This window comes from Nitrosospira sp. Nsp2, from assembly GCF_003050965.1.
In the GTDB taxonomy this organism is placed as follows: Bacteria; Pseudomonadota; Gammaproteobacteria; order Burkholderiales; family Nitrosomonadaceae; genus Nitrosospira.
In genome coordinates this window covers 29,518-51,596 of the sequence record NZ_QAOU01000007.1, presented here as the reverse complement: position 1 = coordinate 51,596, position 22,079 = coordinate 29,518, and the positions used below count along the sequence as shown (strand labels likewise).

20 protein-coding genes are annotated in these 22,079 nt (G+C 54.5%); 9 read left to right on the top strand and 11 right to left on the bottom strand.

Features of this window, described 5'->3' with window-relative positions:
• Positions 1-21 precede the first annotated feature (21 nt).
• The 7 genes from C8R31_RS13480 to ppc form a co-directional block, all read right to left on the bottom strand.
• Positions 22-1,932: an ATP-binding cassette domain-containing protein gene (locus tag C8R31_RS13480; protein ID WP_107694598.1), complete on the bottom strand. Its 1,911-nt coding sequence runs from the start codon at positions 1,930-1,932 to the stop codon at positions 22-24.
• A gap of 98 nt (positions 1,933-2,030) precedes the next feature.
• Positions 2,031-2,558 (bottom strand): inorganic diphosphatase, encoded by a 528-nt coding sequence (locus C8R31_RS13475; protein WP_258192712.1) that lies wholly within the window; start codon positions 2,556-2,558, stop codon positions 2,031-2,033.
• Positions 2,559-2,674: 116 nt separating this feature from the next.
• Positions 2,675-3,511, bottom strand: coding sequence for an HlyC/CorC family transporter (locus tag C8R31_RS13470; RefSeq protein WP_107694597.1), 837 nt, complete (start codon positions 3,509-3,511; stop codon positions 2,675-2,677).
• 54 nt (positions 3,512-3,565) lie between these two features.
• Positions 3,566-4,069, bottom strand: coding sequence for an rRNA maturation RNase YbeY (gene ybeY / locus C8R31_RS13465; protein ID WP_107694596.1), 504 nt, complete (start codon positions 4,067-4,069; stop codon positions 3,566-3,568).
• A complete protein-coding gene (locus C8R31_RS13460) occupies positions 4,053-5,030 on the bottom strand; it encodes a PhoH family protein (protein WP_181320619.1) in 978 nt (325 codons plus the stop codon). Before C8R31_RS13460 ends, ybeY begins: the two co-directional genes overlap by 17 nt.
• Before the next feature lie 169 nt (positions 5,031-5,199).
• On the bottom strand, positions 5,200-6,555 hold the full coding sequence (miaB, locus tag C8R31_RS13455) for a tRNA (N6-isopentenyl adenosine(37)-C2)-methylthiotransferase MiaB (RefSeq protein ID WP_107694594.1): 1,356 nt from the start codon (positions 6,553-6,555) through the stop codon (positions 5,200-5,202).
• A gap of 52 nt (positions 6,556-6,607) precedes the next feature.
• Entirely contained in the window at positions 6,608-9,421 is a 2,814-nt protein-coding gene (gene ppc, locus C8R31_RS13450) for a phosphoenolpyruvate carboxylase (RefSeq protein WP_107694593.1), read from the bottom strand.
• Between the two features lie 117 nt (positions 9,422-9,538).
• Between ppc and hemC the strand changes: the two genes are divergently transcribed.
• The 4 genes from hemC to C8R31_RS13430 are packed head-to-tail and all read left to right on the top strand — an operon-like array spanning position 9,539 to position 13,546.
• Positions 9,539-10,504 (top strand): hydroxymethylbilane synthase, encoded by a 966-nt coding sequence (gene hemC, locus C8R31_RS13445; RefSeq protein ID WP_107694592.1) that lies wholly within the window; start codon positions 9,539-9,541, stop codon positions 10,502-10,504.
• Positions 10,501-11,301, top strand: coding sequence for a uroporphyrinogen-III synthase (locus C8R31_RS13440; protein ID WP_107694591.1), 801 nt, complete (start codon positions 10,501-10,503; stop codon positions 11,299-11,301). The genes hemC and C8R31_RS13440 overlap by 4 nt, the downstream gene beginning before the upstream one ends.
• A complete protein-coding gene (locus tag C8R31_RS13435; RefSeq protein ID WP_107694590.1) occupies positions 11,298-12,347 on the top strand; it encodes a uroporphyrinogen-III C-methyltransferase in 1,050 nt (349 codons plus the stop codon). Before C8R31_RS13440 ends, C8R31_RS13435 begins: the two co-directional genes overlap by 4 nt.
• Positions 12,344-13,546: a heme biosynthesis HemY N-terminal domain-containing protein gene (locus C8R31_RS13430; protein WP_107694589.1), complete on the top strand. Its 1,203-nt coding sequence runs from the start codon at positions 12,344-12,346 to the stop codon at positions 13,544-13,546. The genes C8R31_RS13435 and C8R31_RS13430 overlap by 4 nt, the downstream gene beginning before the upstream one ends.
• A 75-nt stretch (positions 13,547-13,621) precedes the next feature.
• Here the strand turns inward: C8R31_RS13430 and C8R31_RS13425 are convergent, their stop codons facing one another.
• Entirely contained in the window at positions 13,622-14,662 is a 1,041-nt protein-coding gene (locus C8R31_RS13425; RefSeq protein ID WP_107694588.1) for a CDP-6-deoxy-delta-3,4-glucoseen reductase, read from the bottom strand.
• Between the two features lie 51 nt (positions 14,663-14,713).
• Between C8R31_RS13425 and C8R31_RS13420 the strand changes: the two genes are divergently transcribed.
• From C8R31_RS13420 to C8R31_RS13410, 4 genes are all read left to right on the top strand, one after another.
• Positions 14,714-15,625, top strand: a complete 912-nt coding sequence (locus tag C8R31_RS13420) for an SDR family oxidoreductase (RefSeq protein WP_181320618.1) — start codon at positions 14,714-14,716, stop codon at positions 15,623-15,625.
• A 30-nt stretch (positions 15,626-15,655) separates the two neighbouring features.
• Positions 15,656-15,985 (top strand): divalent-cation tolerance protein CutA, encoded by a 330-nt coding sequence (cutA, locus tag C8R31_RS16100; RefSeq protein WP_181320616.1) that lies wholly within the window; start codon positions 15,656-15,658, stop codon positions 15,983-15,985.
• Positions 15,986-16,002: 17 nt separating this feature from the next.
• The gene (dsbD, locus tag C8R31_RS13415; protein WP_107694587.1) at positions 16,003-17,952 is read left to right on the top strand and encodes a protein-disulfide reductase DsbD; all 1,950 of its coding nucleotides are present in this window, start codon (positions 16,003-16,005) and stop codon (positions 17,950-17,952) included.
• A gap of 182 nt (positions 17,953-18,134) precedes the next feature.
• The gene (locus C8R31_RS13410) at positions 18,135-18,686 is read left to right on the top strand and encodes a TlpA disulfide reductase family protein (protein WP_107694586.1); all 552 of its coding nucleotides are present in this window, start codon (positions 18,135-18,137) and stop codon (positions 18,684-18,686) included.
• A gap of 28 nt (positions 18,687-18,714) precedes the next feature.
• Here the strand turns inward: C8R31_RS13410 and C8R31_RS13405 are convergent, their stop codons facing one another.
• From C8R31_RS13405 to C8R31_RS13395, 3 genes are all read right to left on the bottom strand, one after another.
• Positions 18,715-19,029, bottom strand: a complete 315-nt coding sequence (locus C8R31_RS13405) for a hypothetical protein (RefSeq protein WP_146164602.1) — start codon at positions 19,027-19,029, stop codon at positions 18,715-18,717.
• 265 nt (positions 19,030-19,294) lie between these two features.
• Positions 19,295-20,062, bottom strand: a complete 768-nt coding sequence (locus C8R31_RS13400; RefSeq protein WP_107694584.1) for a DUF2490 domain-containing protein — start codon at positions 20,060-20,062, stop codon at positions 19,295-19,297.
• Positions 20,063-20,437: 375 nt separating this feature from the next.
• The gene (locus tag C8R31_RS13395; protein WP_107694583.1) at positions 20,438-21,415 is read right to left on the bottom strand and encodes a sulfite exporter TauE/SafE family protein; all 978 of its coding nucleotides are present in this window, start codon (positions 21,413-21,415) and stop codon (positions 20,438-20,440) included.
• Between the two features lie 273 nt (positions 21,416-21,688).
• Here C8R31_RS13395 and C8R31_RS13390 point away from each other — a divergent pair, with 273 nt between their 5' ends.
• On the top strand, positions 21,689-22,057 hold the full coding sequence (locus C8R31_RS13390) for a DUF2784 domain-containing protein (protein WP_308811279.1): 369 nt from the start codon (positions 21,689-21,691) through the stop codon (positions 22,055-22,057).
• Positions 22,058-22,079 lie beyond the last annotated feature (22 nt).

Here is a 22,079-nt window from a genome sequence, read left to right as displayed (position 1 = left end):
ATGACATACGGGAACTTATCATCAATTGCTGTGTCCGGACGCAAGTTTTGCTTCAAGCTCCTCCCAACGCGTAAGGTGGCTCATAACTTCCCCATCCAGCGCCGAAAGGCGCTGTTCCAAGGCTCTGGCTTTATCCGGACAATTCCGGTAGATATCTGCAGAACATAGCTGGTTTCTGATGTCCGCCTGTTCCCGTTCGAGCGCCTCGATCTTTCCCGGAAGCTCATCGAGTTCACGCGTTTCCTTGTAAGCCAATTTAACCCGGGGAAGAGATGCGGAGGCCTTGGCTGCCGGCGGTTGCGCCTCCTTTTGCTTTTGCACTGTTTTTTGGAAATTTTTCGCCCGCATCCAGTCTTCGTAGCCCCCCACGTATTCGCGCAGGATGCCGTGGCCTTCGAACGCAATAACCTGGGTAACGACGTTGTCGAGAAATTCTCGATCATGACTCACGAGGAACAGCGTGCCGGAATAGTTCTGCAGCAGTGCCTCAAGCAATTCCAGGGTCTCGATATCAAGATCGTTGGTTGGCTCATCCAAGACCAGCACATTGGCCGGACGCGTGAATAACCTTGCCAGCAACAGACGGTTGCGCTCTCCACCGGAGAGCGACTTTACCGGAGAGCGGGCACGTTGAGGCGAGAACAGGAAGTCTTCAAGATAGCTTATAACGTGTTTTCTGGTCCCACCGATATCAATGAAATCGGAGCCTTGACTAATCGTGTCTATCAGCGTTTCGTCGTCATTGAGTTGCTCGCGCATCTGGTCAAAATACGCTACGGCGAGTTTGGTGCCCAGCCTGATGTTTCCGGTGTCAGGCGGGAGAGACCCCAGTATCAGCTTGAGCAAGGTCGATTTCCCGGCGCCATTCGGTCCCAATAAGCCCACGCGATCGCCGCGCATAATTCTGCAAGAGAAATCCTTGATGATTTCCTTGTCGCCGTAACTTTTACTGACATGTTCCAGCTCAGCTACCATGCGGCCTGATTTTGCGCCGTCGTCCACGTTGAGATTGACACTTCCGGAGCGTTCCCGCCGCGAGGCGCGCTCTAGTCTCAATGCTTCCAGCCGCCTTACCCGGCCCTCGTTGCGGGTACAGCGCGCCTGGATTCCTTTGCGTATCCAGATCTCCTCTTGTGCCAAGGCCTTGTCGAACTTCTGATTTTGGACGGCTTCAATTTCGAGCATTTCCAATTTCTTTCGCTGATAGTCCGAAAAATCACCGGGGAAACTCGTCAGCTTGCCTCGATCAAGCTCGATTATCCGCGTTGCCACATTGCTCAGAAAGCGGCGGTCATGCGTCACGAATACCACGCTCCCCACAAAATCCTTCAGGAGCTCTTCCAGCCATTCGATAGAGAGAAAGTCGAGATGATTGGTCGGTTCGTCCAATAGCAGCACGTCGGGCGATAACACCAGCGCACGAGCCAGCGCGACGCGTTTTTTTTGCCCGCCGGAAAGCTGCCCGACCAATGCATCGGTAGGAAGGCTAAGCTTGTTGATCGCGGTTTCGACCTTAGCCTGAATGCTCCAGCCGTCCTGCGCTTCCAGCTCGGCTTGCAAATCTTGCAGCCGCGAAAGAAGCGCTTCGGTGTCGCTCCCGCCGTCACTCAATAGATGAGACGTCTCGTGGTAACGAATTAGCACCTGGCTGACTGCGCCGACTCCTTTTGAAACTTCTTCAAAGACGGTAAGCTCTGGATCGAGCGTCGGCTCCTGAGGCACGTAGGCCAGCTTCAACGCGGGTGCGCGCCAAATTCTCCCATCGTCCGGCTTGGCTTCCCCTGCTACGATGCGTAGCAGACTGGATTTACCACCGCCATTTCTACCGATCAGACCGATACGTTCGCCCGCGTCGAGCTGTAGGTCGACATGATCGAGCAGCGAGTGATGCCCAAAAGCAAGACAAATTTTTTCAAGGGTAAGCAGAGGCATAAGACAGTCGTGGCTTCAGCGTATTCAGAGGTTCCTTAACAGGGGCGCAATTCTGCCATGGTCCGCGGGCATTGGCAAAAATCAACAACTAATGCCTATCAGAACTCAAGCGGTGGTCCCCGCCAGGAACCGTTTCGCGGCCGTGCACGAGCAAGCGCGTCACTCGCTTCGCACCAGCCTTCGCAGGCGTTGCGCCCGGGTCGGCCTCTCCAGATATTCAGTAAACCCTTGCACCTTGCATAGAAATGAAAAAAGCGCAGTACTTTACGGCGTTGCGCGGCGTCTGGAGAATGTTCAGCACAGATAAGCTTGTCATCCGTCAGGCCGCGATCCCTCATCACCACCGCTCCCCAGGGTCGGACGCGGATCTTTGTGCCCAACGGAAGCCGTGGTCCGAGCACCACCGCGTCCAGAAGGTCGCCATCAAGACCGATATAACCGGGCACTGAGCCGTAATTGAACGGACAAGGGAGGGGAGAAATAAAGTCAACTTTACCGGTTGATCCGCGCTTGAGAAAGCTGCCCTGCGGAACTTCAATCACCACCTCTACCGGGGGTGGCTCGGAGCGCGCCTTATAGTGCGATTCTTGCCTATCGTTCGCCTGGGCGAAAGTCTTGCAAGTCAAAGTGATCTGTACCCCTTGATGGCCGAACGGTGCTGCACAACTTCTACTCATCCCGGTGTAAACAGAATCACTATATAGGGATTTAAAGCCGGGCATCATCCCAGGGGCGAGCAATATTATTGCTCAATCTCGGCGCTATTCTTTTCGACCAGCAATGTATACAACCTGCGGCTATCTGCGCGCAACACGGTAAACCTGAAATCGTCAACGGTTGCCGATTCGCCGCGTTTCGGCAGGCGCCCGAACGTATGCAGCACCAGACCCCCGACGGTGTCGTAATCGTCATCGCTTAATTCCCCACCGAGCTTTTCATTAAAGTCCGCAATTTCGGTAATTGCCTTAACCCGATGATGGCCGCTCGCGTCCTGAACAATATTGTCTTCAGCTTCGTCAAAGTCGTGCTCATCCTCGATCTCGCCAACGATTTGCTCCAGCACATCTTCGATGGTAACCAACCCCGCTACTCCGCCGTACTCATCCACGACAATGGCAATATGATTGCGGTTCGTCCTGAAGTCCTTGAGCAGCACGTTGAGGCGCTTGGATTCAGGAATAAACACGACTGGCCGCAGCATCTCGCGTACGTCAAATTCCTCCTCACCCGCGTAATAGCGCAGCAAATCCTTCGCCAGCAGGATGCCAATGACGTTGTTTTTATCGCTCTCGGTAACTGGAAAGCGCGAATGCGCAGTCTCGATGACAAAGGGAATAAACTTGTCCGGCGTCTGGCTAATGTCGATGACGTCCATTTGAGAACGCGGAACCATGATGTCACGCGCTTGTATCTCTGATACCTGTATCACGCCTTCAAGCATGCTCAAGGCATCGGAATCGAATAAATTGCGTTCAAAGGCAGCACGCAATAATGTCACCAATTGTTCGCGGTCTCCTGGCTGGCGGAGAATCAGGGCGGTAATACGCTCTAGCCAGCCAGGCTTGGGAAGTTCATCCATGGCTAAATGCCGCCAGTTGGCATGTGAAGAAATCGGTGGGTTCCGGCAACATACTTAGTTAGAGGTTCCTCTGTAAGGATCTTTATATCCCAACTTTTCGACGATTTGTGTCTCCAGCCGCTCCATTGCAGCTGCATCAGCGTCGGTCTGGTGATCGTAGCCCTGAAGGTGCAGTACACCATGCACCGTCAGATGCGCGTAATGCGCTGTCAGAGCTTTGTGCTGCTCGCCGGCTTCATTTTCTATTACCGGCGCGCACAGTACGATGTCTCCAGCCAGAGATTGGGAATTGCGCTCAACGTTGTCATACACGAACGTCAGCACATTGGCGGCATAATCCCTTTTGCGAAAATTGAGATTGAGATCGCGGCCTTCGTCTGCATCAACGATACGCAGCACAATTTCCGCATCCTGCTTCAGCGCGGCTTTGACCCACTTGCGAAACTCGGAACGGGGCGGCACTTGCTGGACCTCTGTCGCATACTGTACCGCCAGTTTCAGCCTCGGCGTCCTGGCAGCAACTCCTGCGGACTCGGCAACGCTACCGCTGTTTCTCATACTGTTGGTAAGCATTGACGATTCGCTGGACGAGAGGATGTCGCACGACGTCCTCTGCGTCAAAATGCGTAAAGGCGATACCGCGCACTTTTTCCAAAACCTGCTTGGCCTCGACGAGCCCGCTTTTCTGATGTTTTGCCAGGTCAATCTGAGTAATGTCGCCGGTTACCACAGCCTTTGACCCGAAGCCGATACGAGTCAGAAACATTTTCATCTGTTCGGGTGTCGTGTTCTGTGCTTCGTCGAGAATGATAAACGATTGGTTCAGCGTGCGTCCGCGCATGAATGCGAGCGGCGCTACTTCGATCGCGCTGCGCTCAAATTGCTTACTGGTTTTATCAAAACCCATCAAATCATACAGCGCGTCATATAGAGGGCGCAGATAAGGATCCACCTTCTGCACCAGATCACCGGGAAGAAAACCCAACCGCTCGCCGGCTTCGACCGCCGGACGCACGAGCACAATTCGCGCGACGATGTCGCGTTCCAGCGCGTCCACCGCGCTTGCTACCGCTAGATATGTTTTGCCCGTTCCTGCGGGGCCAATGGAAAACGTGATGTCGTGGGTCTGAATTTGTTGGAGATACTCGACCTGGCGTGGTGTTCGGCCGCGCAAATCGTTGCGGCGCGTCAGCAACGCCGGTTCCGTTATCTCCTTTGCGTCGTCGTCAGCGGGATGTTTTTTGGTATGACGAGGGTTCATCGCCTCGATCAAGCCCAACTGAACCTGCTCGATGCTTATATGGTGCTGTGCCCGGCTATAGAAATTCTGCAATACCTCCGCCGCTAGCGCAGTTTGGCTGGACTTGCCACGCAAACTGAAACGTTCCCCGCGCCGGGCGATGGTGACGTCAAGCACGGTCTCAATTTGCCTTAGGTTTTCATCCAGCGCCCCGCAGAGATTGGCAAGGCGCTGATTATCGGCTGGGGAAAACGAAATTTCTACAGGCTTTGGTTTCAAAGGCGCGGGGAAGCGTCGCGGTAAATTCGTTGTGAGGTAGCTAATTCTGGCAGCGACGCACCTACTTTGCAAGAAATGAACTTCTGGCGACTCCTCCCGGGTGCTTCCCCGGACGATTTATCCACGATAGTGGGTCAACCGTGACCCAACCGCAAGGCCTTTCAATGCACTATCCAATATTGTCCCCCTCCTTGTTCTTTACGATTTCCCCTCGCAACGAGTGCGTTAAAGCCGCAGTAATCTTAACGCTGATGAAATCGCGTGCGTCTTCCAGATCGCCGGGGAAGTTCACCGTGCGATTGTTATCCGTGCGCCCGCACAGTTCATCGCGGTTCTTTTTAGAAACACCCTCGATCAGAATGCGTTGTGTCGTGCCAACCATGCTTTGACTGATAGCCTGCGCCTGTTGCATGATTTTTTCCTGCAGTCGTCGTAGCCGTTCAAGTTTTATTTCTTGTGGCGTGCTATCAGGCAAATCGGCGGCAGGTGTTCCAGGACGCCGGCTGTAAATAAAGCTGAAGGAATCGTCAAACCCGACATCCTCAACCAGCTTCAAGGTGGCCTCGAAATCGGCAGCTGTTTCCCCAGGAAAACCAATGATGAAATCGGAGGTAAGAGAAATGTCGGGTCGAGCAGCGCGCAGGCGGCGGATAATGGATTTGTACTCCAGCGCGGTGTAGCCACGCTTCATCGCCGCCAGTATTCGATCCGAGCCTGACTGAACCGGCAGGTGCACATGACTGACCAGTTTGGGTAACTTTGAGTACGCGTCGATCAACCGCCCGGTGAATTCCCGGGGATGGGAAGTTGTATAGCGAATGCGTTCGATGCCGGGAATCTCGTGAACGTATTCAAGCAACAACGCTAAATCAGCGATTTCGTCGTCCCCGTCATCAGCGACTCCACGATAGGCGTTGACGTTCTGTCCGAGCAGCGTAACTTCCTGGACCCCCTGGTTTGCCAATCCGGCGATTTCCGCTAACACGTCACCGAGCGGACGTGAAATTTCCTCTCCGCGCGTATAAGGCACCACGCAAAAGCTGCAATATTTGCTGCACCCTTCCATAATCGATACGAATGCGGTCGCGCCGTCGGTGCGGGCGGGAGGCAGTTGGTCAAATTTTTCAATTTCAGGAAAAGAAATGTCAACCTGAGAACGGCCCGTAGCGCGCCGTGCTGAAATGAGTTCAGGCAGCCGATGCAGAGTTTGCGGACCAAATACTACATCTACATATGGCGCGCGCTTCACGATCTCCGCCCCTTCCTGACTGGCGACACAACCGCCCACGCCTATGAGCAGGTCTGGGTTGAGGCTCTTAAGATACCTGACGCGGCCGAGATCGTGAAACACCTTTTCCTGTGCCTTTTCGCGCACTGAGCAGGTATTGAACAGAATCACATCGGCATCGGCCGGATCGTCGGTCTTTTCCATGCCCTGCGTGGCGTAAAGCACGTCCGCCATCTTTTCCGAGTCGTACTCGTTCATCTGGCAGCCAAAGGTTTTTATGTAAAGTTTTTTTGCCACGGTCCTGTCTTAAATTGTGCTGTTGCTTGTCGTGAACATCTTGCCGAACAACTTATCCGCTATTTCGAAGTCCGGCGGCTACGCCATTTATGGTCAGTTGGATAGCCCGCTTTACCGCATCAGTGGCATCACCGGAACGATAACGCCGTAACAGTTCTACTTGCAAATGGTTGAGTGGATCGATATACGGCGTACGGTTACGGATGCTCCGGGCCAGCGTCGGATTGTCCTGTAAAAATTCCGTTCGTCCCGTGACGGCGAATAGCCATTTTACGCTACGGTCCCATTCCATCTGGATGCGTCCGAAAATTTCCTCTCGCAAACCGATGTCAGCCACCAGCTCAGCATAGCGCGACGCGATACCCATATCGGTTTTAGCCAGCACCATGTCCATGTTGGACAATAGCGTTTGCAAGAACGGCCAGTCCCTGTGCATTTCCTGCAGGAGCGCCAGGCCCTTTTCGCCTCCATCTTCGTGTTGCACAAACGTTTCCACAGCGGTGCCGAAGCCATACCAGCCGGGGATCATGGAGCGGTTGACGCTCCAGCTGAACACCCAGGGAATGGCCCGCAAGTCTTCGATCAAATCCGACTTCTTGCGCGATGGCGGTCTGCTACCGATATTCAGCCCTGAAATTTCCCTTATGGGGGTTGTTTCCTGAAAATAGCGGTTAAACCCTGGCGTTTCGTACACCAGATTGCGATACGCGGCGAGCGCATCTTGTGCCAGCGCCTCCATAATCTCGTAATAAGCAGCGGCACGCTCACCCAGCGTATCATGGCTCAGCAGCGTGGCCTCGACCGTCGCCGCCACCAGGGTTTCGAGGTTGCGTCGCCCGATTTCGGGGTCTGCATATTTACTGCCAATTACTTCGCCCTGTTCGGTGATTCGTATCTGGCCGTTAACACTCCCGGGAGGCTGAGCCAGGATGGCCTGATAGCTGGGTCCTCCACCGCGTCCAACGGAACCTCCCCGACCGTGGAACAGGCGCAATTCCACCTTGTGCCTGGCGAATACCTTCGTAAGTTCAGTTTCCGCTTTGTAGAGTTCCCAGTTGGCCGCAAGGAAGCCTCCATCCTTGTTGCTATCGGAGTACCCCAACATCACTTCCTGAACATTCTGCCGCGAATCCAGTAGCTTGCGATAACACGGCAGCGAGAACAGTTCGTCCATAACCTTGCCGCAGCCACGCAAGTCGGCGATTGTTTCGAAGAGGGGAATGATGTTGAGGCGCAGATTCGGTTTCTCCCCCACCTGCAGGAGACCGACTTCCTTCAGTAGTAACGCAACCTCCAGCAGGTCGGAGACGCCATCGGTCTTGGATATGATGTAGTTTGGCAACGCGTCTCCACCGAAACGCCGGTGGATATCCGCTGCGGTTTGAAGAAGGCTCAGCTCGCTTTGGACAAGTTCGGAATATTCCAGATAAGGCGAACGGAGGGGGCGCGGACTGCTGATCTCGGCCAATAGCCATTGTACGCGTTCTGCCTCGGGCAGATGGGAATAACCTTTGCGATGCGCGCCGTAATCGAACAACTCGGCCACGACCTGCTCGTGAATATTGCTGTGCTGGCGCATATCGAGCGATGCGAGGTGAAAGCCGAACACCTCCGCGGCACGCCGCAGGTGACGCAGGTCGCCGCGAGCCAGTAATGCCGCCTTGTGCTGCTTCAGCGAACGGATGACGACATCCATTTCGTGCGCGAATTCCATGCTGTCGGCATAGGGCGTGGCAGACCCGACGGGACGGCGTTGCCTGATCACATGACCCAGTCCCTGGCTGGTTGCGGCGAGCCGAGCGTAAATTCCGATCAGTGCGCGCCGGTACGGCTCATCGGCACGGCTGGGTGCCCGATCGGGAGACGCCTCCGCCAACGTGGCCAATTCGTCGTCCACGTCGACGAGGCGCTCCGTGAGGCTCAGTCGGCGGCCAATCCGATGGACCTCGCCCATATAAAAGTCCAGCACCAGCGCCGATTGGCGCTCGGCTGCGTGCAGCATAACCTCATCAGTTACGAAGGGATTACCGTCGCGGTCGGCGCCGATCCAGCTTCCGATTCTTAGAAATGGCGGGATGTGCGGGGCGTCGGATCCCATCCGGCGTTCAAGCAGGTCTTCAATTTCCGCATAGAGTCGCGGTACCTCAGTCAGAAAAGTATAATGATAGTAGGCGAGGCCGTTCTTGATCTCATCAAACACGGAAAGGCGCTCTGAACGCAGCATTCTGGTCTGCCACAATATCTGAATGGCCGCGCGCAGCCCCTCCTCATTGTTGCGTAATTCATCCGGCGTAAGCTGCACGCGGTCACGCTCATTCAACAAATGGGCAATGCTGAGCTGGCAATCCAGTATGCTTCTGCGCTGAACTTCAGTTGGATGAGCGGTTAAAACCGGTGAAACCAGGGCTTTGGCGAGAAATTTTTTCAATGCTTCGCCGTCTGTACCGCTAGCGAATACTCGATCCAGCGCGAGTCCTACGCTACCCGCCTGCGGTGGCGATCCCGCTCGAAGATGCATGCGACGCCGGCGATTGTGATGCAGATCTTCGGCAATGTTGGAAAGTTGCGAGAAATGACTGAAAGCGCGCACTACGGCTTCAGTGGCCTTGTTGCTGAGCTGATTAAGTATCATGTCAAGCTCATGCCGTGCTTTCAGGTCCTGCTCGCGACGAAATCGGATCGCTGTCTGACGAATGTTCTCAATGAGCTCAAACGTGGGTTCACCTTCCTGCTCACGCAGGGTATCACCCAGCATTCGACCCAGCAGCCGGATATCTTCGCGCAAAGGGTCATCTTTCACCAGGGTGTCTTTATCGACCGCCGGATTCTTGTCGCAGTTTTCGCTTTGGGAAGCGACGAGTGTCATAACGCAACCTCGTTCGGGAGGGGCATACTTTGAGGTGTCGTTCGCGCAGTCCGGCTAGCCGCCTGCCATGCTAAAATGAACTGTTGGAAATAATTCATTAATTTTCTCATCGTAATAATGCCCAATTCATCGATACCCACAAAAGTCGTTATTGCTACGCGAGAGAGCGCTCTCGCGTTGTGGCAGGCGAATTACGTTTGCGACCGCCTGTCGAAATTATACCCGCAAACCGAATTCAGCATATTTGGCATGACGACACGCGGAGACCAGATTCTTGATGTATCGCTGTCTAAAATCGGCGGCAAGGGACTGTTCATCAAAGAGCTGGAACAAGCGCTGGAGAACGGGAGTGCGGACATTGCCGTTCACTCAATGAAGGATGTTCCGATGGATATGCCCTCGGGATTCTCTCTCGCGGCTATCGCGGAACGTGAAGACCCCCGTGATGCGCTGGTGTCCAATCAATACACCGGTCTTGATGAGCTCCCGCCGGGTAGCGTTGTGGGAACCTCCAGCCTGCGACGCGAAAGTCAGTTGCGTGCCCGCTTCCCGCATTTGCAAGTCCGGCCGCTCCGCGGCAACGTACAAACGCGTTTGCGGAAGCTGGACGAGGGGCAGTTTTCGGCTATTATCCTGGCAGCCGCGGGCTTGAAGCGGCTGGGGCTGGGCGATCGAATTGCGGCATTATTAAGCGCTGAACTGAGTTTGCCGGCAGTAGGACAGGGCGCCCTCGGTATCGAATGCCGCTCAGATAGAACCGATCTGCTCAAGCTCATGGAGCCGCTTCATCATCCAGAAACCGCACAGTGTGTGGAGGCCGAACGGGCCATGAGCCGGGCGCTCGGCGGCAGCTGCCAGGTTCCGCTGGGAGGTTTTGCGGAAATCAGTGCGGGCGTACTTCGGCTGCGCGGATTCGTAGCGAGCCAGGATGGAATGCGTATCATAAGTGATGAATTGAGCGGCGACCCCCAAACAGGTACGGAAATGGGCGCACAACTGGCAAGGAATCTTAAGCTGCGGGGCGCTGAGGAAATACTGGCAGCCTTGGGTTCCAGAGCAATGGAGCCTGTGAGTCATCCGTGACTAAAACGCTGGCGGGGGCCAATATCCTGGTCACGCGCCCGGCGCACCAGGCGGGGCAGCTTGCCGAAAAAATACGCCTGGCAGGCGGTCATCCGGTTTTATTTCCGGTATTGGAAATTCGGGATACGGCCAATCCGGGGCTGTTGCTGGAGTTGATCCGGCGTCTGGATGAATTCGATCTCGCAATTTTCATCAGTCCAAACGCGGTTAACAAGGCGATGACCCGAATAAGCGCAATGCGGCCATTGCCCCCCGGATTGAAAGTTGCGGCCGTTGGTCAGGGCACTTCGAGAGCGCTGGCCCATTTCGGCCTCGATAATGTCATTGCACCCGCTAAACGTTTCGATAGCGAATCCTTGCTCGACGTGGCGGAATTGAGGGAGGTCGCGGATAAGCGTGTGGTGATATTTCGCGGGGATGGCGGCCGTGAGCTGCTTGGGGACACGCTGTGGAAACGCGGCGCCACGGTCGAATATGTGGAGTGCTACCGCCGAGTCAAGCCGGAGGTCGACATTACGCCGCTGAGAATGGCAGCAAGCGGAGGCTTGGATGCGATTACCATAACCAGCAGTGAGGGACTGCGCAACCTGTGCGAAATGGTGGGAGACGCGGAACAGGCATGGCTTAAGAAGGCGCCCCTGTTTGTCTCCCACGAACGAATAGCCGAAACTGCCGGCACACTGGGATTTACCCATGTGATTCTTACGCCCTCCGGCGATGATGGTCTGCTTGAGGGCATGTCAAATTATTTTCGGTCGCGAGCTAGCGCTGAAAACAGTGTTTCATCCAGACAATGAGTGCGGAACTTCAACCTGCGGATAATAATGAACCACAGGACCTGGCGCATAACCCGCCCAGGCGTTTCAACCCTCTCTGGATTTTTGCATTTATTATTATCGCTGTCATGGCTTGGCAGTGGTACGACACTCGCAACCAGATCGGGGACTTGCAACATGAGCTCGCAAAACGGCTGGCCGATGCAGATGCTCTAGGTAAGGAAACACGTCATCTTGCGACTGAGGGAACAGAGGCAGGACGAAGGCTGGATACGAAGCTCAGCCTGCTAGAAGCCAAGCTGGCTGAATCGCAAAGCCAGCAACTGGCTCTGGAGGCGCTGTACCAGGAGCTTACGCGAACGCGCGACGAGGCCACGCTGGAGGAAGTCGAGCAATTGCTGCTCATTGCGAATCAACAGCTGCAGTTGGCGAGTAATGTAAAGGCTGCACTGATCGCGATGCAGGAGGCCGATGCCCGCCTGCAGCGTATAGACCGCCCTCAGTTATCCCCCTTACGCAAGATTCTATCCAAAGACATGGACGTTCTGAAATCCGCGCCGTATCTGGATACGGTGGGGATCAGCCTGCGTCTCGACAATCTTGCCGCTGCGGTTGATGCTTTGCCGCTGGCAATGGAACTGCGCCCCCCGGAACCCGGTGCTTCTCAACATCAGACACCAGCATCGGAAAGTATATGGCTCAGATTCGCGCGTGAAACCTGGGACGAAATGAAACGGCTGGTGCGTATTCAACACATGGATAAGCCGGATATCCCCCTGCTCTCGCCATCACAGGCATATTTCCTGCGCGAGAATCTCAAGTTGCGCCTGTTATCGGCACGGCTCGCTCTGCTGGCGCGAGATGGCGCAAGTTTCAAGGCCGATCTCGATGCGTCGCAAGATTGGATAGGCCGATACTACGATAACAAATCCCTGCCCGTCGTCAATATGCTCGAAGCGCTGCAACAGTTGCGTGCAAGCGAGGTTGGCATCGAATTACCTCGTATTTCAGCCAGCCTGGATGCGGTGCGGAACTATCGTTTAGCACGTGACCGGGGAAACAGGTGAAAGTAGCGGTCTGGCTTCTCGCATTGTTTTTCTTTGCGGTAGCGGTCACGCTCGGAGCCAGATATAACAGTGGGTATGTGCTGGTAGTTTCCCCCCCTTACCGTATCGAGCTATCACTTAATTTGCTGGTGGCGGTGCTCCTCGCCTTGCTTTTCGTTGCTTATTTTGCAGTGCGACTGGTTGTCGTTACCAGCCGGCTGCCAGCCGAGGTGAGCGATTTCCGCGCCCGGCAGCGCCGAGAGAAGGCTCATGCAGCGATGATGGATGGCCTCAGGGCATTCTTTGAAGGCCGCTATGCCAAGGCCGAGCGCGCATGCGCCGCGGCGCTGGAAATGGAACAGCCTCCCGAAATGGCTGCGATCAACGCTACGATTGCGGCGCGCTCCGCGCACGAACTGAGAAGGTATTCACAGCGGGACGAGTTCATTGACAAGGCGGAATCGAGTGCACCAGACGAAGTAACGCTGCGGCTCATGACTCATGCCGAATTGTTGCTGGATGAACACCGGCCAGACGAGGCTCTGAAACTTTTAGACGCATTGCGGACGACAGGAACTCGACAGCATACGGCTGCATTGCGCCTCGAACTTAAAGCGCGGCAACTTTCGAGGGACTGGGTTGCGGTACTGGATCTGCTGCGTCAGCTAGAGCGCCGAAATGCGCTCGACATGAACCTGATCAGGCAGTGGCGACGTCATGCACATTTGGAGGGTTTTAAAAGCAGAACGCAAGACCCTCAGGCGCTAAAGGAATATTGGCAAAATATTTCCCCGCTTGATAAAAAGGACAGCAAGCTGGCTGCCGCTGCCGCACACGCGTATGCGACGCTCAGCGATTGTGGGGCAGCTCATCAGATAATCGAGCAGAGCCTTGATGATCGTTGGGATTCGGAATTAGCCGAGCTTTATGGCGAATGTGTTGAGAACGATGCTATCCGGCAAATCGAACGCGCCGAGGCGTGGCTCAAGTCTCATCCTAACGACGCGTCGCTCCTCCTCGCGCTCGGCAAACTTTGCACCCATTGCGAGTTATGGGGCAAAGCGCAGAACTATCTGGAGGCGAGCCTCTCGGTGGAGCCGAGCTATACGGCCCATCTGGCATTGGCGCGGTTATACGAAAAAGTCGGGCGGCCGGAGCCGGCGAAGGACCACTATGACAAAGGGCTGGAGCTTGCATTGAGGCGTCTGGAATTGGATTAGCGCCCCGCCCTGCCCAAATAAGCTAATAAGGTGCACCAGTCGGTTCTCGCGCTGGCAGGGCACGTCAACGTTCTTTCAGGCTTTCGGTTCGCTGGAAGAAGCAGTAAACGCATCGGAAAAAAACTCTTCTTCCGGGAGTCCGCGCAACTGGGTGAAATCCCGATGCGCGGCTTCAACCATACCGGGCGCACCACAAGCGTATATCTGATAACCCGCGAGGTCGTCAAAGTCCTCCATTACCGCCTGATGCACCAGCCCGGTTCTTCCGTTCCAGCTATCTGATGGTAATGCCTCGGATAACACCGGAATAAACGTGAAGTTGTCGTGTTGCTGTTGCCAGCTGCCCGCGAGATCTGCGAGGTAAAGATCCGCCGTGGTCCGGTTGCCCCAGTAAAGCACCATCTGTCGTTCATTGGCGCTCGAATTGCGTACGTGAAATACATGCTCAAGTATGCTCTTGACGGGAGCGAACCCGGTCCCGCTGGCAACGAATATTATTGGCTTGTCCGAATCTTCACGTAGAAAAAACGTGCCGAAAGGTCCTTCAAAGCGCAGGATATCCCTTTCCTTCATTTGGGTGAAGACATGCTCGGCGAATGTCCCGCCGCGGTAGTTGCGCACATGCAGTTGCAGCAACTCGTCATCATGAGGGGCGTTAGCCAGCGAAAAACTTCGGCGCTTGCCGTTTTTCATGAGGATATCGATGTATTGTCCTGCGAGAAACTGTAAGCGTTCGTTGGTGGGAAGCTTTAGGGAAATAATCATTACGTCGGGTGCCACCCGCTCCAGTTTGTGCACGCGGCATGGTAGCGTTTTTACTTTGATATCCTTTATTGCTCCGATTTCACGGCATTCGATTACCAGTTCCGCCAGCGGCACGGCGCGGCAAAATAACGCCATCCCGGCCTTTTTCTCGACTTCCGACAGCGCACTTTCGTTGTAGCTGCCGAAATCGACCGTTCCCTGTATGATTTTGCCCTTGCACGTTCCACACGCACCGTTCCGGCAGCCATAAGGAAGGGGAAAACCTTCGCGAAGCGCGGCTTGCAGTATGGTTTCACCGGCTTCGGCGAAGAAAACATGTCCACTCGGCTGAATGGTGATCTGATAGGGCATGGCTTACGAATGCATCAATAAATAAATAGGTGGCGGTAAACTGAATATTTTATGAAACAGACACTCTTGATAGTGGGGTGCGGCGACGTGGCGTTCCGCGCAGCGCCCCTGCTACGGGCACATTACCGGTTGCTGGGTCTGTACCGGCGTCCGGAGAACCGCGCTTCCTTGCGGTTGCGGGGTATCACTCCCGTGTTTGGCGATCTGGATATACCCGGTAGCCTGAGCAAAATTTCCGGCTTGGCTCATGCAGTGCTGCATTTGGCGCCGCCTCCCAACCTGGGGGAGCACGACACGCGGACTGCGAATCTCCTCGCAGCGCTTACAAGAAAAAGACGCCGGAAGATAAAGGCAGCAATGTTACCACAACGACTTGTGTACATCAGTACCAGCGGTGTCTATGGTGATTGCGAGGGAAGGCTGGTGGATGAGACGCACGTGCTCAACCCTCAGACCGGACGCGCACTGCGCCGGGTTGATGCAGAAAGACAGCTTAGGAGCTGGGGGTTGCGCACCGGCGCGAGTGTTTCGATTCTCCGCGTGCCGGGGATTTATGCTGGGGACCGCCTGCCGCTGGCGCGCTTGCGTGCGGGGATACCGGCGCTATTGCCGGAAGAGGACAGCTTTACCAATCACATACACGCCGACGATCTTGCACGTATCGTGCTCGCCGCGTTGCGTCTCGCCAGACCGGGCAGGGTCTACCATGCGAGTGACGACTCGCACTTGAAAATGGGCGAGTATTTTGATTTGATAGCCGACCGGTTCGGATTGCCACGGCCCCCCCGCATCCCGCGCGCCCAGGCCGAGGAGCAGATATCGCCAGGCATGCTGTCGTTTATGCGGGAGTCGCGGCGGCTGACAAATACGCGTTTGAAGCATGAGTTGCACGTAGACCTCCGCTATCCCACCGTGCGCGACTGTTTCGCATCCGGCACGGCAATTGCCAGCGAAAGCAGATAAAATTCCATTTCCGCGACTACAATACGCTCGATGGAACCCATACTCATTTTTACAAATCTACCCGATAGAGCCGCAGCCATGGCTCTTGCGAGCAAACTGGTGGATGAACGCCTGGCCGCCTGCGTAAATGTCCTGGCTGACTGTACCTCTGTATACCGCTGGGAGGGGAGAAATGAAAGTGTCAGTGAAGTGCCAGTGCTTATCAAAACGCTTGCCCAACATTATGCGCGGTTAGAGCAGCTGATCAAGACCGTCCATCCATACGAACTACCCGAGATCATTGCTGTCCCAATCAGCAGTGGTTTACCTGCCTATTTGAAGTGGATTGCCGAAGAAACGTCAGCCGCGGACCAAAAATGAACAGGACCTGTTTCTCGATGCGCTTGAGCCGCTTTTTGCTGCTATTGCTCTGTTTTTCCAATATCAACGTTTTCGCCGAGGAGGGGAAGCCATTCGGTTTTCTTTCAGGTTTAAAGCAACTCGGCACGGGCTTCGATAAAAGCGATGAGGAGGAATTGCTGCCTCCCGACCAGGCTTTCAAGCTGACGGTCAGGGTCCGAGACGAGAATACGCTAGTCGCGCAATTCGAGCCGGCAAAAAATTATTATCTCTACAAAGATAAGGTTGCATTCAAGCCGAAGGACACCGAGACCTCCATCGAGAAAATATCGCTCCCCTCGGGTACGGTGAAAAGCGATCTTACCTTTGGTCAGGTCGAAGTGTTTCACCAGCCATTCGAGGCAGTTGTATCCTTGAAACGCGACGGGTCGTCGACAGACAAACTTACTCTCGTTGCCACTTATCAAGGGTGCAACGAACCAATAGGCGTCTGCTACGCACCTATCAGCAAGGTAATTGAGTTGACCCTGCCCGTGGCTAAAGCCGCGGCAGGGTTGGCTGCCAGTGCCATCAGCAACAACGCGGTGGCGGCGCCTGCCTTTACGGCCCCCAAGCCTGACGCCGCGTCGGAACTCTTCCAATCGTCGCGATCCCCCGCTATTGAGACAGAATCCGCCAAGATAGAGCGAATGTTCGATAGCGGTAATTTCTGGCTGATTTTGACCGGTTTCTTTGGCATCGGGCTGTTGCTCGCCTTTACCCCATGCATATTTCCGATGTTTCCGATTCTATCGGGCATTATTGCAAAGAAGGGAGAACACATTACCAAGAGGCGGGGTTTTGTTCTCTCGCTAGCCTACGTCCTTGGCATGGCGATCACCTATGCCTGCGCCGGCGTCGCGGCTGGCCTTTCCGGCGCGATGCTCTCCGCAACTTTACAAAATGCCTGGGTATTGGGCACATTTGCTCTGGTTTTTATCGTGCTCGCCTTCTCCATGTTTGGTTTTTATGAACTGCAATTGCCCGGCTTCTTGCAGAGCAAGGTTTCTGAGGAGGCGGGGCAATTGAAGGGTGGCCACCTGACTGGCGTATTCGGCATGGGCGCGTTGTCGGCCCTGATCGTCGGCCCTTGCGTGGCCGCTCCGCTGGCCGGGGCGCTGCTTTATATCAGCCAGACCGGCGACGTCGTCCTGGGCGGGTCCGCGTTGTTTGTCATGGCGCTGGGGATGGGCGTTCCGTTGTTGTTGCTGGGCGCATCCGCGGGCGCGCTTTTACCCAGGGTGGGCCCCTGGATGGAATCGGTCAAAAACTTTTTCGGCGTTTTACTGCTCGGTGTCGCCATATGGCTGATATCGCCGGTAATCCCTGCGGTGGCGCATATGCTGCTATGGTCTGCGCTGTTGATCGTCTCAGCCATTTATTTGCGCGCGGTTGACCCGCTGCAACCCGGCGCCTCAGGAGTGCAAAAACTCCTGAAGGGTCTGGGCATGATTGCATTGCTGACCGGAATTGCTCTGCTGATAGGTGTTTTCTCTGGCAGCCGCGATGTCTTGCAACCGCTTTCGAAGATAGGCGTTGGTGGCGCGGGTGTGAACGGAACAAGCCAAACCGGGATGGAGCAAACCCGTCATTTACCATTTCAAAAGGTGAAATCGATAGCTGAACTTGAACAGCATATTGTCCAATCCAAAGACAAGTATGTCATGCTGGATTTTTCCGCCGACTGGTGCATCTCGTGCAAGGAAATGGAGCGTTTCACTTTTACCGATGCCAAAGTGCAGTCGCGCCTGAAGGACGTGGTGTTACTGCAGGTCGATGTTACCGCCGGCACGCCGGATGATACCGCTTTGCTCAAGCGCTTCAGGCTGTTCGGGCCGCCAGGCATTTTGTTTCTCGACCGGCAGGGGCGCGAAATTCCCGGCGTGAGGCTTATCGGCTACCAGGATAAGGACAGTTTTTTGTCGATCCTCAACGCGGTGCTGATCTAGGCTTTCCGGGCGGAAGCCATCGAAGGGCACAGATAGGCATGCGAGGACTTATTCCTTGGGTCTCGATCTCATCTAGAGATAATTCAATTCACTGAGAATTTAGTACACTCTCTGGAGTGTCCTTGCAATGGCGACGCAGCGCCAAAATCGGAGCTTCACCAGAATTTTACCGGGGTTGGCTAATGACAAAATTACAACAAGTATTGTTATACACCGGTATTGCAATGATTGCATTGACCGCGGGGGTTCTGCTGCGTAGTCAGTTGACGAGCAGTAGCGCCAAATTCGAAGTGTCGCCGGATACGGCGCGAAAAGGGGCGGAGACGATATTTGCCGCGACCCTGCCTGACCTTGCCGATAGGCTGCAGCCGATTTCCCAATGGCGTGGCAAGGTTATGGTGGTGAATTTCTGGGCAAGCTGGTGCGAGCCCTGCCGGGAGGAAATTCCTGAGTTCATTGAGCTTCAGAAGAAATTCGGTGAGCAGGGAGTGGTCTTTGTCGGCATTGCGGTGGATCAAAAAGAAAGGGCAGCGGCTTTCAGCAAGCAGATTGGTATAAATTACCCGGTGCTGGTTGGAGACCTGAGCGTCATGGCACTGGCGGATGCGGCGGGGAATCGCCAGGGAGCGCTGCCGTTCACGGTTATTATCGATCGCAGCGGAAACATAGCCGGGTCAAAATTAGGGCGTCTGAGCCGAAGCAAGCTCGAGGGCATGTTAAAACCTCTATTGTAGAGCCGTCTTCGATACTTCGCGGTTGGTATTATCGCGCTTTGTAACCTCGTGCCTTCGTGATCTTCCACGCATATTCAAGGGTATTGTCGGAAGGAACAGGCATGGAAAGGGAGCCTTTCGCCAAGGGTTCCAAAGCTAAAGCGATATCGTATTCCGTGCCGCTCGCCGGGGTTTGATCAGATTTATTGTTTGCTGGCGGAGTGAGAAGGACGGTAACACCTGTCAGCACGTAGTCCTTGTTGCCGTTGTAAACGGTTCCGCTGAATATTCCCCAACCAAAACCAGCATTAACGACAAGTTTGTTTAGCGCTTCGGACGGCAGGTCGAGTTCGTTCGACCCCACGTTTTCCAACCGTTTCGCGCAACCTGCTTCAGTTGCAGTAGTAGTATCCTGTCCGCTCTTTCTTTTGGCTGATCTATCGATGCATTGATTATAATCGTCTGTGGCGGCGAGACTTGGAGCAGAAGCAGCCAGGGATATCGCGAGCGATAACGACCGGATAATTAAGGCCGGGAATGAACAGGAATTTGAAATCAAAACGGGTGAGGTCGCCACGGAATTATCAGGAAGTGTTTATCTTTCCCTATCCCGTGGCGAAAAGAGATTCTCAGAAATTTGCAAGCAGGTTGACTACCAGGTTGTGCCCCATGTAGTTGGCCCCGCGGCGAATAATGTATTGGTTCATGTATCCGATCTCCCCCGTGATATTTTTCGTAAAAGCATAACCCACACCCGTAAAGAACCGGTTTTGATCGAATCCTTGCCGGGGGACCCAATCAGTATCATTAAGACTCACAAACGCCTCGCTCTGAACAATGTAACTGAAACCCGGTGCAAATTTCAGTGGGATGGACGCTTTGAGCAAGTGCCGATAACGATAGCCCACCCACGACGCGTTGTTGGGATTTCCATCCCCGGGGTTGGACGCTCGCCCTATATGGTCGGGGACAAAACGTTCTTCCAGGCGGCTGCGGCTTTGAAACTTCCCCCATGAGTATGTGTCGGCGTATATGAATTGTTGCCAGGCGCGGTGTTCATCGTAGGTATTCCCGACATAGGGAGTTGTAGTCGGCGTCCAAGCGTATCCCGCCCACACACTCATGGTTGGGGTAAGCTGATACCCGATACCGGGGCGAACGATCGCCTGAGAAAACTTCGATGCGTCATCAGCAAAACGCCCCTGCCCTTCCGCCCACCACTTCACTTTCGCCAGTGTGGGATTGTCCGGATTGAGGAAGCCAAAATTGCCGGTCGCGGTTGCAGCGCCCCATACTCCAAAGTCTTGAACATCATCAGCGAACTGTTGTGCCGAAGCGGTCCCTGAAATTGCCAGGCTAGACAGTAACAGAGCAGTCCCAAATTGCTTTCGCATCATTTTCTCTCCCATGGATATTATTAAAAAATGTAAATGTCAAACCAGAATCCGCGTTCATGCGTTACCGGATAATTGCTTGCGCTAAATGCGACTGCAAGAAACGTGGCCACATTAACTTGGAGGCGGTTAACTGCACAGCCGCGCTATATAGGCACCTACCCCCAGGGGCCGACTGGACGGGATGAATCCGAAACAATAACGTGTCGCAACTTATCACAACTTATCTTAAAAAAGTATCGTGCCGATGTGAGGAATTTGTCAAGCCTGAGCTGTAGAAAGTATCACTTGCAGTACGGCGGGGACAGCTTCCCCACTTCATCATGTCAAGGGTGTCCAAAACGTACAGAAATACGAATTCATCACTCGTTCCAAAATTTAGCTGAGAAGCGCCTTATACAGGTTGTACAAGCTGATGATAACGATCAGTATTCCAACCAATATCAGCAATGTTCGCGCGTGAAGCATCTTGCACAGTACCGCCGCGAAAGGCGCCGCGAATAGCCCCCCAAAAACCAGCCCCATAATTATGGGCCAGGTATTGGTTTCCATCAGCAGTGTGAAGACGGCAGCGCTCGTTAACGTAAGAAAGAATTCTGCAAAATTCACTGAACCGATGGTCGTACGCGGATCGTTGCCCGATCCAACCAAAGTCGATGTTACAACCGGGCCCCAGCCTCCGCCTCCTGCTGCGTCGACAAATCCGCCGAAAAGCGCCAGTTTTCCCACATGTTCCGGCGCTTTCTGGCGCAGACGCAGCGGCCGAAACGCTTTACTGAGGATATAGATTCCCAGCAGCAACAAATAAGCCGAGATGTACGGTTTGAAGGCCGCACCGTCGATCTGGGTAACGAGGACCGCGCCAATTATTCCCCCCAGGATGCCCGGCACCAGCAAACGTACGAACAAGTCTCTGTTTACGTTACCGAACTTCACGTGAGAAATGCCAGAAACACCGGTGGTGAAAATCTCCGCGATATGAACGCTTGCGCTCGCCGCTCCAGGCGTGGCGCCGGTCGCCAACAGAAACGTGGTCGCGGTAACGCCATACGCCATTCCCAATGCGCCGTCGATTACCTGCGCCAGAAACCCGACCATTGCGGCGCTCCAAAAAACCTTCCCGCTCAGGGTTTCGCCCACGATCTGCCAGCCGCCTGACCAGTTATTGGAAAAAAAGAATCGCCCAATCAAAAAAATCACCAGCGCGATCAACACCACGATGGCAAACCACATTGCCGCGTGAAGAAATGGATGCGCTCCCGGATGAGATATGGGCTCCTCTATAGGCGGAAGCCCCAATTCCTCATGCTCGAGATTGATTGGATTACCCGTCAAGTCCAGGTTGCGAATCTTCATTATTTAGTTCAGCCTGTTTTTCGTTGCGCAACACTATACCCATGCGCAAACACATCCAGAAATAACCTAATAGAATATGTTTATTCTATTGCCATTTAGGCTGATCAATGCACATGGCCGATAGCGCGGCGTAAACAGCGCCTCATCGAATAGGAAATGGATGAGCCGGCAGTTTCTGTTTTACGGAACTCACCCCGGCGGCCGAACGGTTCCGGTACGCCATGTTCCAACCATAAGCGCTATAAGTCATAATTCTCGCGATTACGAATGCCCATGCTGGCCGATATCGTACTTATTATTCATTTGTTTTTTGTGCTATTCGTCCTGGGCGGCCTGCCGTTGATCTGGATCGGTGCCTGGATGAGAGCGGATTTCGCGCGAAACCCCCGCTTTCGGCTTGCGCATCTTGCCGCAATCCTGTTCGTGGCGGGAGAGTCCCTCCTTGGCATGGTATGTCCGCTTACATGGATGGAAGATGCGTTGCGTGGCACCGCCACGGAAAGCGGATTTATTCAGCGCTGGCTGCACCGCGTCCTTTTCTACGATTTCCCTGAAGGTGTATTTACGGCAGCTTACGCAATGTTTGCAATACTGGTCGCTGTGACCTACAAACTGATTCCCCCCCACCCGCGCAGGGCGTGACGCTGAATTGGGCTTAAACCTG